Origin of the sequence: Acetobacter sp. JWB, assembly GCF_003323795.1 — a bacterium.
GTDB classification, from domain to species: Bacteria; Pseudomonadota; Alphaproteobacteria; order Acetobacterales; family Acetobacteraceae; genus Acetobacter; species Acetobacter oryzifermentans.
In genome coordinates this window covers 2,431,325-2,445,105 of record NZ_CP030871.1, presented here as the reverse complement: position 1 = coordinate 2,445,105, position 13,781 = coordinate 2,431,325, and the positions used below count along the sequence as shown (strand labels likewise).

At 48.3% G+C, this 13,781-nt stretch carries 15 protein-coding genes; 9 read left to right on the top strand and 6 right to left on the bottom strand.

Annotation, left to right across the window (positions count from 1 at the left end):
- Positions 1-2 precede the first annotated feature (2 nt).
- Genes DS739_RS11595 through DS739_RS11585 form a run of 3 tightly spaced genes read left to right on the top strand, consistent with a single transcriptional unit; the run spans position 3 to position 3,351 of the window.
- On the top strand, positions 3-1,079 hold the full coding sequence (locus DS739_RS11595) for an HlyD family secretion protein (protein ID WP_006115769.1): 1,077 nt from the start codon (positions 3-5) through the stop codon (positions 1,077-1,079).
- Positions 1,080-1,083: 4 nt separating this feature from the next.
- The gene (locus DS739_RS11590) at positions 1,084-2,607 is read left to right on the top strand and encodes an efflux transporter outer membrane subunit (RefSeq protein WP_035352894.1); all 1,524 of its coding nucleotides are present in this window, start codon (positions 1,084-1,086) and stop codon (positions 2,605-2,607) included.
- A 9-nt stretch (positions 2,608-2,616) separates the two neighbouring features.
- A complete protein-coding gene (locus tag DS739_RS11585; protein ID WP_006115772.1) occupies positions 2,617-3,351 on the top strand; it encodes a hypothetical protein in 735 nt (244 codons plus the stop codon).
- A gap of 102 nt (positions 3,352-3,453) precedes the next feature.
- Here the strand turns inward: DS739_RS11585 and arsC are convergent, their stop codons facing one another.
- Positions 3,454-3,801 carry an arsenate reductase (glutaredoxin) gene (gene arsC, locus DS739_RS11580; protein WP_006115773.1) on the bottom strand — a complete coding sequence of 116 codons (348 nt, stop codon included), beginning with the start codon at positions 3,799-3,801 and terminating at the stop codon, positions 3,454-3,456.
- Between the two features lie 80 nt (positions 3,802-3,881).
- Between arsC and DS739_RS11575 the strand changes: the two genes are divergently transcribed.
- A complete protein-coding gene (locus DS739_RS11575) occupies positions 3,882-5,564 on the top strand; it encodes a SulP family inorganic anion transporter (RefSeq protein WP_006115775.1) in 1,683 nt (560 codons plus the stop codon).
- Between the two features lie 3 nt (positions 5,565-5,567).
- On the opposite strand, the gene DS739_RS11570 is transcribed toward DS739_RS11575, so the two are convergent.
- Together DS739_RS11570 and DS739_RS11565 are read right to left on the bottom strand one after the other, a co-directional pair.
- On the bottom strand, positions 5,568-6,353 hold the full coding sequence (locus DS739_RS11570) for a sulfite exporter TauE/SafE family protein (RefSeq protein WP_006115776.1): 786 nt from the start codon (positions 6,351-6,353) through the stop codon (positions 5,568-5,570).
- 28 nt (positions 6,354-6,381) lie between these two features.
- On the bottom strand, positions 6,382-7,308 hold the full coding sequence (locus DS739_RS11565; RefSeq protein ID WP_035352896.1) for an MBL fold metallo-hydrolase: 927 nt from the start codon (positions 7,306-7,308) through the stop codon (positions 6,382-6,384).
- 88 nt (positions 7,309-7,396) lie between these two features.
- Here DS739_RS11565 and DS739_RS11560 point away from each other — a divergent pair, with 88 nt between their 5' ends.
- The 5 genes from DS739_RS11560 to DS739_RS11540 all read left to right on the top strand — a co-directional run bounded on the left by DS739_RS11560 (position 7,397) and on the right by DS739_RS11540 (position 9,997).
- Positions 7,397-8,077 carry a peroxiredoxin gene (locus DS739_RS11560; protein ID WP_006115778.1) on the top strand — a complete coding sequence of 227 codons (681 nt, stop codon included), beginning with the start codon at positions 7,397-7,399 and terminating at the stop codon, positions 8,075-8,077.
- A gap of 4 nt (positions 8,078-8,081) precedes the next feature.
- A complete protein-coding gene (locus DS739_RS11555; protein ID WP_006115779.1) occupies positions 8,082-8,513 on the top strand; it encodes a helix-turn-helix transcriptional regulator in 432 nt (143 codons plus the stop codon).
- A gap of 14 nt (positions 8,514-8,527) precedes the next feature.
- Entirely contained in the window at positions 8,528-9,091 is a 564-nt protein-coding gene (locus tag DS739_RS11550) for a DNA-3-methyladenine glycosylase I (RefSeq protein ID WP_006115780.1), read from the top strand.
- A gap of 70 nt (positions 9,092-9,161) precedes the next feature.
- Positions 9,162-9,608: an HIT family protein gene (locus DS739_RS11545; protein WP_006115781.1), complete on the top strand. Its 447-nt coding sequence runs from the start codon at positions 9,162-9,164 to the stop codon at positions 9,606-9,608.
- A gap of 29 nt (positions 9,609-9,637) precedes the next feature.
- Positions 9,638-9,997 (top strand): ArsC family reductase, encoded by a 360-nt coding sequence (locus DS739_RS11540; protein WP_035352898.1) that lies wholly within the window; start codon positions 9,638-9,640, stop codon positions 9,995-9,997.
- 52 nt (positions 9,998-10,049) lie between these two features.
- Here DS739_RS11540 and bfr read toward each other — a convergent pair whose 3' ends face one another.
- The 3 genes from bfr to DS739_RS11525 all read right to left on the bottom strand — a co-directional run bounded on the left by bfr (position 10,050) and on the right by DS739_RS11525 (position 13,708).
- Positions 10,050-10,535, bottom strand: a complete 486-nt coding sequence (gene bfr / locus DS739_RS11535; protein WP_035352900.1) for a bacterioferritin — start codon at positions 10,533-10,535, stop codon at positions 10,050-10,052.
- A gap of 186 nt (positions 10,536-10,721) precedes the next feature.
- Positions 10,722-11,747, bottom strand: coding sequence for a DUF4105 domain-containing protein (locus DS739_RS11530; RefSeq protein WP_006115785.1), 1,026 nt, complete (start codon positions 11,745-11,747; stop codon positions 10,722-10,724).
- Complete coding sequence (locus tag DS739_RS11525) at positions 11,744-13,708, bottom strand: triacylglycerol lipase (protein ID WP_035352902.1); 1,965 nt, start codon at positions 13,706-13,708, stop codon at positions 11,744-11,746. Before DS739_RS11525 ends, DS739_RS11530 begins: the two co-directional genes overlap by 4 nt.
- Positions 13,709-13,781 lie beyond the last annotated feature (73 nt).

The window sequence follows — 13,781 nt, the reverse complement described above, 5'->3', positions numbered from 1 at the left end:
TTATGATCTACAAAAAACCGTTGCTTTATGCTGGCTGTGCCGCTGCTGTGCTTGCCCTTGTGGCATGGGGCGGTTCGCGGCTGATCAATGGTGATGGTGTGAACCAATATACCAATGATGCCTATGTAACAGCAGATTTTCCCACGGTTGCGCCCAAGGTTTCAGGCCGTATTGATCGGGTTATTGCGCAGGATAACCAACTTGTGCATGCAGGTGAGGAATTGGCGCATATTGAGGATGATGATTACCGTGCAGCCTTGGAGGTAGCAAAAGGCAATGTGCTAGCTGCCCAAGGCGATGTTGCCAATTTGGAAGCCGAGCTTGGTCGGCAGGATGCCGTTATTGCGCAAGCACGCGCAGCAGTTCTGGCAGATCAGGCCGCATTGATGTTTGCCCGGCAGAACGCAACCCGGTATCGCAATCTTTCCTCCGGTGGTGCTGGCACGATTGAACAAAAGCAATCGTCGGAAGCGCAGGAAAAAGAAGCAGCGGCAGCCATAGCACGAGACCAAGCAGGGGTGGATGCTGCCATTCGGCAGGTTGCAGTTTTAAAAGCCCAGCTTCAGCGTGCACGTGGTGTTTTACTGCGCATGCAGGGGGATGAAAAACAGGCAGAACTGAACCTGTCTTACTGCACCATTCCCGCTCCAATGGATGGTGTAGTGGGTGAGCGTGGTGTGCGTATCGGGAATTATGTGCACCCCGGCACGGGTATTTTGGCTGTTGTGCCTGTTCATGAAGCCTATGTTCTGGCTAACTTTCAGGAAACACAGCTTACAAAAGTGCAAACTGGCCAGAGTGCGACTGTTTGGGTAGATACATTTCCCGGTCATCCCCTCAAGGCGCATGTGGATTCATTGGCGCCTGCCACCGGTGTCGCTTTTGCACCTATTCAGCCAGATAATGCGACGGGTAATTTTACCAAGGTGGTGCAGCGTATTCCCGTTAAACTTACGTTTGATCCAGACCAGCCGCTTGCGGCAAGGGTGCGTGTTGGTATGTCTGTTGAAGTGAATATTGATACGGCTTCCAAGCCAGAAGGCCCGCACGCCAATAACTCACGTTATATCTGGCAGTAGTCCCATGAAGCGTCTTTTTCTTTCCGGCTTATCCGTGCTGGTGCTTTCTGGTTGCACTGTTGGGCCGAACTATCACAAGCCGCACGTTAAAGCGCCAGCAGATTGGCGCACAACCCAACCGCCAGCAGAAAGCCAGATTACGACGGCTTCAGCAGATCCGCAGTGGTGGACACTGTTTCATGATCCGGTGCTGACTAAGCTGGAAAATGAGGTTGCAGCTTCCAATCTGGATATTAAAGCGGCGAGCCTGCGTTTGATGCAAAGTCAGGCAGAGCGGCGCATTGCCAGTGCTGCACAGTTTCCTCATGCAGAAGCCAATGCATCTTATGGGCGTGAACGCGCCAGCATCAATGGTGTTCTGGGTTTGCTGGGCACTATGGAGCGTGAACAGGCGGGGTCTATTGCATCTGGCTCTCAAGGGTTTGGGCCTACAGCATTGCCCGGAAGTGTGGGGAATCCCTCATTCAACTTGCCCCAATACGGTATGAACGCATCGTGGGAAGTGGATTTTTGGGGGCACGTGCGGCGGCAGGTGGAAGCCGCTACAGCAGCCATGCACGAAACGGAGGAAATGCGACGAGATATTCTGGTATCTCTTATGGCAGAAACAGCGCAGGATTATATTGATTTACGCGCAACACAAACGCAGATTGGCATTTTGCAGCATAATATTCAGGTTGCAAAAGATAGTGTAAAACTCACCATATTACGGTTCGAGCAAGGGGCCGCAACACGTTTGGATGTGGCAGAAGCTACAGGCCAGCTTCATACATTTGATGCACGCTTACCACCTTTGCAGGCGCAAGCAACGCACATGCTAAATGCCTTGAGCTTTCTGGTTGCGCGTGAACCAGGGGCGTTGGATGCAGAACTTGGGGCGCCAGGCCCAATCCCTCTGGTACCTGCTTTGGTGCCGGTGGGCTTGCCATCTGAACTGGCAGAGCATCGGCCTGATATTCGTATGGCGGCAGATCATTTGCATGCTGCCACGGCCAGTATTGGTGTAGCCATTGCAGATTTCTTTCCGCGCGTCACACTATCTGGCAGTTTGGATGTGCAGGCCCTTCAGTTTAGTGGTTTGGGTTCATGGGCATCACGTCAGTATGGTTTTGGCCCTACTGCAACACTCCCTTTGTTTGAAGGTGGAAGGCTAACAGGCCAGTTGCATTTGCGTAAGGCGCAGCAGAAAGAAGCAGCAACTATGTTCCAGCGCACGGTTTTAAAAGCGTGGCAGGAAATTGATGATGCCATGGCCGATTTTACGGCGGCTCAGCGGCGGCGTGATGAATTGGCTGAAGCCGTGCATGAAAACGAAATTGCTGTGGATACAGCCAAGGCCCAATATGTGCAGGGTTCATCCGACTTTTTAAATGTGCTGACATTGCAGAATGCGCTTTTGTCTTCTCAAAGTGCATTGGCAGATGCCACGGCGCGCGTGGCAGGGTCTGTCACGCACCTTTACCGTGCAGTTGGTGGCGGCTGGGAAGGTATTTACCCAGACAAAACGAAAGCAAAAAAACATGTGTGAGATTGGCGTATGATAACAATCAGACGTGCGGCAACTCTGGGTAACGCACATTCGGATACGCTCATACTGCGCTGTCATTTTGCATTCGCTGATTATCAAGATCCAGCATACACGCATGATGGACGCTTACGTGTGCTTAATCTGGGTAAGCTTGCGCCGGCCCAAAGATATTATCTGGGGCCAGAAGCCAATGTGGATATTCTAACATGGCTCTCCGCAGGAAGTCTGACCAGCAATGCAGATGATTTTGAGCAGGAAGATATTGGGCCCGGAGGGCTGCATCTTTTAAGCACAGGCACAGGGTGCCAAAGGATAGAATGGAGTGCTGGTCTGGCGGGTGCTGCGTTTATTCAGTTCTGGTTTATGGTGGATGTAGAAGGTGTGCCGCCTGCGCAAGAAATTCGTGCAAGTTTTCCCCAATTGGAAGACGGTGGTTTTAGAATTCTTGCATCAGGCTTTCCAGAAGATGATCCGGAGGAAGAAGGTCAAATTACAGATGGTGCTCCTGTTGCTTTAACTGCGCGTGCACGCTTGTTACATGCGGTGATACCCGCGGCGGAGGGGGCAGCTTACAGCACCACGTTAGGGCGTGATCTTTATCTGCTGGTTGTATCAGGCATTGTAACTATAAACGGAAATGTTCTGCATTGTGGTGATGCTGCGGCAATAACGGATCAGCAGGATGTGGTTGTGATTGCGCAGGAAAAAGCAGAGCTTCTTTTAGCCGATGTATCGGATAAGTAAATATCAATGAACTCAAGTATCCGTGTTATGATATTTGAGTTCATTGATGTAACACCATACGCCCCCTTGGGTAAGAGATAGGGCGTATGGCTGTGGAAAAACTTATAACAGTTCCAGCACAATATCCGCCGGGCGACAGGCTTTTGCACCTTTGGGTGTGACTACAACAGGACGATTGAGAAGTTTGGGATATTCTGCAATGGCATCAAGAATCTGATCATCGCTGATATCGGGTGCGTCAAGCCCCAGTTCCTTACATAATGCTTCCTTGCTGCGCAAAATGTCGCGTGCGCTCAATTTTCCTTTGGCAAGAATGCTTTCCAATTCCGCACGAGTTGGGGGAGCTTTCAGATAAAGGATAATTTCCGGTTCAATTCCCGCATCTCGAATAAGGCCCAGAACTGTGCGTGAAGTGCCGCAGGAAGGATTGTGGTAGAGAGTAACTGACATAGGTGCATCCTAAAGAGTGAAGCCTCAATTATGATATTTGAGGGTATCATGGCACGCAAATAGAATGGGATGGAGAGAGTATGTCGCCCTTGTTAGGCATAAAAAATTGGCTCGGCCAACGGATAACCAAAAAGTCCGGGTCATGGTCGGATATGCTGGCAGGGCTTTCTTTAGCCTCCATAAACATTCCTCAGGTTCTGGGGTATGCCCGTATTGCTGAAATGCCTGCTGTGTGCGGGCTATATACAGTGTTGTTCCCGTTGGTGGCGTTTGCCCTGTTTGGATCCTCACGCCATCTGGTGGTAGCTGCAGATTCTGCTACGGCGGCCATCTTTTCCAGTGGCCTGTCAGAAATGGTTTCCCCCGGCAGTGCCAGATATATGGAGTTGGTTAGCGCAGTTGCTCTCCTTAATGCAGGATTTCTCTTAGTTGCCCGCTTATTTCGGTTAGGGTTTCTGGCAGATTTTTTGTCTCGCACTGTGCTGGTGGGTTTTTTGGCAGGCGTGGGTGTACAAGTGGGCTTAAGCATGTTGTATGACATGACAGGCCTAGTCTCGTCCTCTCACAATACACTGGCTCAGGCGATAGGGTTGTTCCAAGGTTTCGGGCAGATGCAAGGGTTAAGCATGGCCATTGCCAGCCTGAGCTGTGTTGTGTTGTTGGCAGGAGCAAGACAGAAGCCTCATTGGCCAGTAGGTTTGTGTGTTGTGGTTATCAGTATTTTTTGTAGTTGGAAGTTAGACTTACAACATTACGATGTTGCCATTCTGGGCAGCATACGTGGGGGTTTGCCAGCGTTTTCTGTACCTCTGCCCGGCTGGCATGATATACTAGCTCTGCTACCCATTTCGGCGTCCTGTGTTTTTGTTATTATTGCGCAAAGTGCGGCAACTTCACGTGCTTTTGCAAACATGTTTCATGAACATGTTGATGAAAATGCAGATATTGTGGGCCTGTGTGCTGCCAATGCTGCGGCTGCCTTAACAGGTACGTTTACGGTAAATGGTAGCCCCACGCAAACAGCTATGGCTGTGCAGGCAGGCGCAAGATCACAAAAAGCACAGCTTGTTTTTGCTGCTGTAACAGCCTGTGTAATTTTGTTTTTTCCTGCACCGTTGCAGTATCTCCCCCGTTGCGTGCTTGGTGCCATTGTGTTTTGTGTGGCCGTGCGAATGATAGATATTCAGGCGCTTAATGGCATTCGCAATGAAAGCCCCGGAGAATTTCGTTTAGCGCTGGTAACAGCTGCTACGGTTGTAAGTGTAGGGGTGGAACAGGGTATCTTTATTGCTATTGCGCTTTCTTTATTTCGGCACGTTCGGCATAGCTATATGCCGCATACGTTGGTAATGGCACCAGAAGCCACGACTGGAATGTTAGAGGCTGAAGCGGTGGCACCCGGAGAGCAAAGTATGCCGGGTATTATCATTTATCGGTTTTGTGCAGATTTATTTTATGCAAATTGTAATTTGTTTACTGATGATATCATGACGCTGATTTCATCCGCGCCGGACCCGGTAAAATGTGTTGTGGTAGATTGCAGTGCAATTACCGATATTGACTATTCAGCCGCGCAAGTGGTGCGGGATGTTTTGCAAAGGCTGCATGCACGTGGGATTACCGTGTTGTTTGGTCGTGTTGCTCCATTTTTTCTAAAAGATATGGAGCGTCACCATATTATAGCAGTGCTTGGAAAGGATAATATTTACATGCAGCTTCACACAGCGTTGGCGAGTGCTCGTAAGCTGTGTGGTAGCGCATAAGCTTTATAATTTTTGTACACTTTGCCAGATCATATAAACTGCTACGATAAAAATAATGCAGGCAAAAAGTGTTGTAAGATGACTAGAAGATTTTGCCATGCGGCGGGCTGTGTGGGTGCCAAAAAGGCAACCAATGGCTCCTCCTAAAATGAAAAGAGCCGCCAACTGCCAATCAATATAGCCGGACAGCATATAGCTTAAAGCAGTGCTAAACCCAAAAGCGGAAACGGCAACCAGAGACGTGCCAACTGCATTGAGAATAGGCATGCCGGTAGATGCAATAAGCCCGGGCACAATTAGAAAGCCGCCACCAATGCCAAAAAAGCCGGAAAGTAAGCCCGTGCCAAGGCCGTAGCCCATAACTTTGGGAGCGTTATGTCTATTACAGCTTGCACCCGGACAACCAATGTTGTGCCGCCCGCGGAGCATAAGAATACCCACCCCAATCATTAACAGAGCAAAAAACAAAAGTAGCTTTTTGCCATCAACTGTTTTGCCGATGGCGGCCCCAATAAATGCTCCCGCGACTCCACACGATGCAAAGATACCTGCACAGCGCCATTTGACCGTATGGTTGCGTGCATGCTGTGCTAGCCCCACCAATGCGTTGATAGCTACAGCCAATGCACTGGTGCCAATAGCCACGTGAGGGTTTTTTACACCTACCAGATACACCATAAGCGGTACCGCCAGAATGGACCCCCCGCCACCAATTAATCCCAAAGTAAAACCGACCAGTACGCCAGACATAAGTTCTAGCAGGAGATGGGGAACAGATAAGGTGAGCATATGTGGTATCCAGAAAGGTCAGTAAATTTTAGAGCTTGTTGATGGGGATCTTGATGTAACTTGTGCCGTTATCTTCTGGTTCTGGCATATGCCCCCCACGGATATTGATTTGTACGGAAGGCATAATCAGGTTGGGTAGGGCAAGTGTTGCATCTCGTGATGTGCGCATATTTACAAACTCATCCTCACTTACGCCCTCATGCACATGCACATTATGCGCGCGCTCTGCACCTACAGTGGTTTCCCACGCATAGGTATCACGGTGTGGAGCCTTGTAATCGTGGCAGAGGAAAAGGCGCGTTTCCGCTGGTAAGGTGAGAAGGCGACGGATAGAGCGATACAGCATCCGGGCATCCCCACCGGGGAAGTCTGCACGGGCAGTGCCATAATCTGGCATAAACAGTGTATCGCCAATAAAGGCTGCATCACCGATAATAAAAGCCATATCTGCGGGGGTATGGCCTGGAACGTGTAATGCTATGGCGTTCAGGTTGCCCAGCTTGAACTGTTCGCCATCTGTAAAAAGATGATCAAACTGAGATCCATCACGTGCAAATCTGGTATCGGCATTAAAGATTTTGCCAAAAACTTCCTGCACCTGCACAATGTTGGCACCAATACCCAGCTTGCCGCCCAGTTGTTCCTGCAACCATGGTGCGGCGGAAAGATGATCAGCATGCGCATGTGTTTCTAGTTGCCATGCAACCTGCAATTTTTCAGTGCGCACATAATCGACAATTTTTTGAGCAGAATCGTATTTAATACGGCCAGAAGCCTGATCATAATCCAGCACGCTATCAATAACGGCAGCCGTTAGAGTTTGTGGATCATGCACTACATGGCTGGCTGTGAAGGTTTTTTCATCAAAAAAGGTTTTTACAACAGGTTGTTGTTCGGGGTGCTGCACAGCCATTAAAATCTGCTGGGTGGCTGTGGCGATAGCTGGATCTGACATAAGGAAAACTCCCAACAGTTTATTATTTTAAGTAAACATGAATATACACTTTAATTAAGAATGAAAGCATCTTGCGTCAAGTGAAAGAATGCGCGTAAACACTGCTGCTATGAATGACCGCATCATAGATACCAGTCAGTTGGAGCCGGTAGTGGCCGCACCCAGAATTGGAGACATGGCTCCAGATTTTATGGCGCGGACAACCCAAGGCATGCTTACGTTAAGTGCTTTGCGTGGGCAGTGGGTGCTGCTGTTTTCGCATCCAGCAGATTTTACACCAGTTTGTACAAGTGAATTTATTGCGTTTGCTCAGGCTGCTGCGCAATTTGCAGCTATGAACTGTGCATTGGTAGGCCTTTCCGTAGATAGCCTGCCTGCCCATCTTGCATGGATTGAAGCTATACGAGAGAGGTTTGACGTTCGGATTCCTTTCCCGGTGGTAGAAGATCCATCCATGGCCATTGCACGTGCGTATGGTATGCTGGATGCAACAGCGCGGAATAGCGCAACCGTGCGCAGTGTGTACATGATTGACCCACAAGGTATTGTGCGGGCCACAACATGCTACCCCATGACTGTTGGCCGATCTGTGGCGGAATTACTACGTTTGCTTGCTGCCCTTCAACGGGTGGATGAGGGGGATGTTCTCACCCCCGAAGGTTGGGCACCCGGAGGGAATGTGGTGCTGCCTACGGCGCAAACTCAAGATGCTGTTATGCAGGCAGGGCCATCGTGGTTTATGTGTTTAAAGCCTGATCAGGGGCGGTAAGCTCATGGTGGAAATGTCTTTAGACGAAGCAAAACAGTTGGTGGAGCAACTCAAGCTGTTTGCTCAGCCGCAGCGCCTCATGATTCTGGATGCACTTTTGCAGCATGGGGCGCTGGCAGTGGGGGAGCTGGAAAGCAGAACCGGGATTGGCCAGCCGACTCTCAGCCAGCAGTTAGGCACGTTAAGGCGTTCTAACCTTATTGTGCCACGTCGCGAATCGCGCACGATTTACTACAGCTTGCAGAGTGAAGATGAAGCCTTGCGGGTAAGGATTTTGATTGGTCTTTTAAAAGGTGACAAAGGCCTGCTATCTGCCACGCACGAGATTGCGGATAAACTCGGAACAAAATCTACCAAAAGGAAAGATCAAATCCTTCGGGAAGAAGGCGCACAGTTTGCCTTTGTGCAGACAACGCAGCCTCAGCGCCGCTTCTAAAGCCGAAAAATTATATGGATTCTCATAAGCACCGTTGCAAATGGGCATGTGGGAACATGATTTTGCGCGCTTACCATGATGCTGAATGGGGTGTGCCCATTAAGGATGCGCGCATCTTATGGGAAATGCTGGTGCTAGAAAGTTTTCAGGCCGGGCTTTCATGGAATACGGTGCTGCAGAAGCGTGAAAATTTTCGGAGGGCTTTTGCTGGGTTTGATCCAGAAAAAGTAGCGCAGTTTACAGAGCAAGATGTGCAAAGATTGATGCAGGATGCCGGGATTATTCGCGCACGTTTAAAAATAGAAGCGACAGTTAAAAATGCTCATGCCTATTTGCAGATGCAGGCAAAAGGCGAGGATTTTGCAAGTTTTGCGTGGGATGTGGCGCAGCAAAATTCTATAAAGACGAAGCAGCCTCATGCGCTTGCGCAAACGCGCGCTTCACAGGTTCTTTCCAAGGAATTGAAGAAACGCGGCTTTTGCTTTGTTGGCCCGGTTATTGTTTATGCATGGATGCAAGCCGCAGGCATGGTAAACGGGCATGAACCAGACTGCTTTCGGTATTACGCCTGCGATTGATTCGATAAGCCACACAACATGGCTGTCCTCAGGCGTGTTGCAGAAAGCAAAATTATGACTGAGGCTGAGCATGGCAAAAAATGTAATTCAACAACGTGTTGAATGGGCGAGAGAAGGGAAGTTCCCTCAGGTTATTGGGCGCATGCCTTCAGGTTGGCTTATTGTTGCAGATACACAACCAGTACAAGGTTATTGCCAGCTTCTGTCAGACCCGATTGTACCGAGCCTGAATGATCTGCACGGGCAGGAGCGTATACGATATCTGGCAGATTGCGTAACGGTAGGTGATGCCCTGTTAAAGGCAACGAGTGCCGCCAGGATTAATTATGAAACATGGTGTAATCAGGAACCCTCTCTCCATACCCATATTGTGCCGCGTTACTTAACAGAAGCTGACGCCGTAAAAACCAAACCTGTTTGTGTGGGTTATGCGGGTGTTTTTGCACGCACGTTTGATTTGGAGCAGGATGCAGCTTTTATGGAAGAAATGCGGAAACTTTTGAATATCCAACCATAGGAAAAGTTGGTTTGCTCAAGGGAGAGGTTATGAGTGCAACAATAACGATATACGGAATTAAATCCTGCGATACGATGCGTAAAGCCATGAAGTGGCTAGAGGCGCATAGTGTGGCGTATAGTTTCCATGATTATAAAAAACAGGGAATAGATACAGCAACACTCAAACAGTGGGCGCAAAATGTTGGGTGGGGAAAGTTGCTGAATAAAGCTGGCACCACGTTTCGTAAATTGCCTGATTCTGAAAAAGAAAATATTGATGAATCGCGCGCATTAGCGCTTATGGTTGCTTACCCATCCCTTATAAAAAGGCCCGTTTTAGACCGGGAAGGGGAAATTACGGTTGGCTTTAAGCCAGAAGTTTATGCAGATTTATTTGCAGTAAATTAAATGGCAGGGTGACTATGGGGCACTTATACGCCCCATAGTCTTTGATCAGCAATTATTCCTGATCGGGAGCCGCTGCAGAGTTCAGCTGGATGTAGCGTTCGATGCCAATCTGCTTGATCAGATCAAACTGACGATCCAGGAAGTCTTCGTGTTCTTCTTCATTTTCAAGGATCTTCAGCAGCAGATCACGGGAAACAAAGTCACGCACGCTTTCGCAATAGGCAATGCCTTCGCGCAGATCACCCAGAGCTTTTTCTTCCAGCTTCAGGTCGCATTCCAGAATTTCCTTCACGTCCTGACCAATCAGGATGGTGTTCAGGCGCTGGACGTTAGGCAGCCCACCCAGATACAGAATGCGTTCAATCAGCCAGTCAGCATGACGCATTTCTTCAATGGATTCTTCGTACTCTTTCTTGCCCAGCAGGGTAACGCCCCAGTGGCGCAGTGTGCGTGCATGCAGGAAGTACTGGTTGATAGCTGTCAGCTCATTTGTAAGCTGGATGTTCAGATGTTCGATAACTTTAGGATCTTTTACCATGATACGATTTCCAGATTTTGGTGGAAGTTTGTGAAGTCTTTTTACGGATATTTTTGGCATAATGCAAACAGAAAATCGTTAAATATCAACGAGTTTTAATAAGTAATTCTTATTCGCAAGTCTTATTTATGTTTTTTGTTGTCGAAACAGCATCTTAAGCATGTAACAGCATTTATAACATTTCTGTTATTTGATTTGTGAAAGTGTAGGAGGCTTATCTAAAGGTAAATGAGCTCGGATTTCTTGCGAATAGTGTGCATCTGGCATCGCTCCGTCCGGCCGCTGAATACGGCTAAGGCGTTTGAGGGTGGGAAAATCATACTGTGTGTTCAGCAGCCCCAGATCATATGCCAAAGAGGCCGTGTAACCGCTTAGCAAGACGCGCCAATCCAACCGATAATGCAGTTGAGCGCCAGCGCGGGAGAGAATTTCTGTTGTGCAATTATCTGCGAGCGTATTGTACCAGCGCGGGTGAGTATGCAGAAAATGAATTTCTGAAAGATAGCTTTTAAATAGGCGTTCACGCGTTTGCGGTGCAATAAAGAGCCGATAAAGATAGACGCGTTCTTTGCGGATATCTGTCCGAACACCAATTAAATCCTGTTCATCTGCGGTAACATAAAACATTTCATAATGATGGAAGAAGCCAGCAATCGCCGAATACGGAAAGCGCTTTTGCCTGCGCGTTTCGATAGATATGGCTAGGTGATGCCCGTCTTTGAATCCAAAGGTAAGAAAAACATGTGCAATACTTTCCCCAGCCCAATAGGATGTAATCATATCTACAGATGAAAGGTCATCCAGATTATATGTGGCATCATAATAGTGTGGTGTATAATCTGTTTCTGTTTTGTATTTAAAATTCCGTATGTTTTGAATATGCACAGTCCGACCAGTCAAAACGGCATCTGCTGGCAAGGCATACTCTCCAGCCCAATCACGATGATTGCGCGGTGGATCCGTTAAATACCATATTATAAAAACAGCACATAAAACTGGAATAGTGGTGCGGCTAAGCCGGGCTGGGGCAAAAAAGAACATCCCCAAAATAAGCAACGGAAAAATGATACTCAGGCCTAAACGCAGCATATCTGGCGTTAAGGTGGAATAATAAAATGCAGCCGCAGAATAAAGGCTGAATAAGAAAGCACCAGCAGCTTTTACCCAGAAAACCCAGCCATGTGTGGAAGAATTATGTTGGAACTTGCTCATGGATGCACCGGGGGTGTTGTTGGCTGATATTCACCGCCAATACGTGTGATATTTTGTTTGCTCATATCCCCTGTTTCTGGAACTCCCGGTGTAAGGTGAGCGAGATGCTCCAGCAAAATACGGCGCACCTCTGCAATAGTGATAGGGTTGGATTGTGTGGAATGGTCAGAATGCCGCACAACCAGTTCAGAATCAGCATAAGGTATGTGCGCACTGCGGTATTTTACCACGCCATCATCTGCAGTTGCTAATGGGCCATCCCCTAGAACGGGAATAATGGAGTGCGTACGTACTTCTGGCACAACCGGTATGGATGCTAGAGAGCGGATAAAGGCACTATGGGGTGTCATGCCATACACACTGCCCATACGCCATGGGCTCATGTTGACACGTATTGCACCAGATTCTCCAATGACAACTTGCTGCATCACTTCAGTTAGGCTGACAGGAAATGTCACCATACGGCCAACAAGGTGCGCTAAAGAAAGTGCCGCCAGATAACTTCCATGTTGTGGTGTAGAGATAAACACAACTTGTTGCGCCTCAGGCAACGGTTTTGGAAACAGAGTTTCTTGCAAAAATCTATGAGCTTTTGGGGTAAGGTGTAAACTGTTGAAAGGGTGGTGTGTTAGCCCATTCCAGAGTTTATCTTTAGGGTCTATCACCTGCATTTTTGCCAAAAGCCCGCCTTGGCTATGGCCAATAAGTACCATATGCCCAAGTGCAGGATCTGCTTGCGTACCACCATTGTTTTGAATGGCGGATTCCAAGGCTTCGCGGAGTTGAAAAGCCGAGTATGGGATGGGATTTCCCGTAGCGTAAGAAAAAAACCAAAACTCAAAATGGGCACGAATTTGAGGATCTTCCAGAAGATCGTTTACCATATCTGCCCATCGCCCAGGGCTGGATGCTGTGCCGTGAACAAGCACAACGGGAATACACCCGTAGCGGTGTGGTTCTATGGCAATAAGCTGAGGTTTGCGGCCATTATCAAAAAAACGACCGTCCAGAAAACCTTTGTATTCGCTAGACCAATCTACAGCATTGCTGAGGCTAAGTGCGCGTGAGGCTGTTTGATCGTACTGTAGAGGTATAGGTGTATTGTTGGTTGTGAGAATATGCCCACGATTATCTAAAGCTGTAAGGGTTAGATGGCCGGTAATATGATCGGAGAGAACTTGTCTGCGTGGGTCAGGTATTTCCATAAACAGGCTGACAGGAATGCGTAGTTTATCCGTAACTGTAAAGGAGGATGGTGCACGACCACTTACATGTGGAATGGCTGCAAGGGGTTCGCCCAGCCCCATGTGGCTGTAAATGTTTTTAACGCCTTTTACAGTAAGGCGCGCAGTGGGGCGGAAATCAGTAAGCTCATAGCCATGCCATATACGTTCTGATGGCACAGATGAAAGATCCAGATCGCCAAATGGTAGTACCCAGTGTTGAGAGTTGATATTTGCAGGAGAACCTAAAGCCTCTGTCAGGCTGAGCATATAAATATCACATGCTTGCCGAAAATGTGGATCATATGGGTCTGGATGTTCAGTCGTTTTATCGGCAGGATTGAGATAGGCATATGCATACATGGCAGCCGCCATGAAATCTGTGCGGGATTTATGTTTTTTCCCCCGTAAATAGCTGAGTTCTGCCAACGCAAAAAGTTGGTCATTCAAATCTGGAGTGTAGAATTGGTCTTGCGTGCTTTTGCGCAGGATTTCAATGGCGGCAATTGGGTGTGCCTGCCATATGCCCAGCAAATTTTGGCGTTCCAGCACAATACGGGTGGTGTTACTAAGGATTGTTCCGTTAAGAGCGGTATGGGTGCGATCTTGATAAGCCTCTGTTAGGCTAAGCTGCTGAACAGAAACAGGAGGAGTGCATCCTGTAAGGGCCAGAAAAGCAGCAATGTAGCAGGTCTTGTGATTCAATTTATTGATAAATCTTATAGAAAAAACAGACATCATGCTTTCCGGAAGAACACACTCAAGCGTTAAAATATGCGGCGGAACTTACGATGTTCACGACAATGTGGCA

Coding starts and splice junctions, on each gene's coding strand:
- DS739_RS11595 (WP_006115769.1), top strand. CDS start 3: ATGATCTACAAAAAACCGTTGCTTTATGCTGGCTGTGCCGCTGCTGTG.
- DS739_RS11590 (WP_035352894.1), top strand. CDS start 1,084: ATGAAGCGTCTTTTTCTTTCCGGCTTATCCGTGCTGGTGCTTTCTGGT.
- DS739_RS11585 (WP_006115772.1), top strand. CDS start 2,617: ATGATAACAATCAGACGTGCGGCAACTCTGGGTAACGCACATTCGGAT.
- arsC (WP_006115773.1), bottom strand. CDS start 3,801: ATGTCAGTTACTCTCTACCACAATCCTTCCTGCGGCACTTCACGCACA.
- DS739_RS11575 (WP_006115775.1), top strand. CDS start 3,882: ATGTCGCCCTTGTTAGGCATAAAAAATTGGCTCGGCCAACGGATAACC.
- DS739_RS11570 (WP_006115776.1), bottom strand. CDS start 6,353: ATGCTCACCTTATCTGTTCCCCATCTCCTGCTAGAACTTATGTCTGGC.
- DS739_RS11565 (WP_035352896.1), bottom strand. CDS start 7,308: ATGTCAGATCCAGCTATCGCCACAGCCACCCAGCAGATTTTAATGGCT.
- DS739_RS11560 (WP_006115778.1), top strand. CDS start 7,397: ATGCGCGTAAACACTGCTGCTATGAATGACCGCATCATAGATACCAGT.
- DS739_RS11555 (WP_006115779.1), top strand. CDS start 8,082: ATGGTGGAAATGTCTTTAGACGAAGCAAAACAGTTGGTGGAGCAACTC.
- DS739_RS11550 (WP_006115780.1), top strand. CDS start 8,528: ATGGATTCTCATAAGCACCGTTGCAAATGGGCATGTGGGAACATGATT.
- DS739_RS11545 (WP_006115781.1), top strand. CDS start 9,162: ATGGCAAAAAATGTAATTCAACAACGTGTTGAATGGGCGAGAGAAGGG.
- DS739_RS11540 (WP_035352898.1), top strand. CDS start 9,638: ATGAGTGCAACAATAACGATATACGGAATTAAATCCTGCGATACGATG.
- bfr (WP_035352900.1), bottom strand. CDS start 10,535: ATGGTAAAAGATCCTAAAGTTATCGAACATCTGAACATCCAGCTTACA.
- DS739_RS11530 (WP_006115785.1), bottom strand. CDS start 11,747: ATGAGCAAGTTCCAACATAATTCTTCCACACATGGCTGGGTTTTCTGG.
- DS739_RS11525 (WP_035352902.1), bottom strand. CDS start 13,708: ATGTCTGTTTTTTCTATAAGATTTATCAATAAATTGAATCACAAGACC.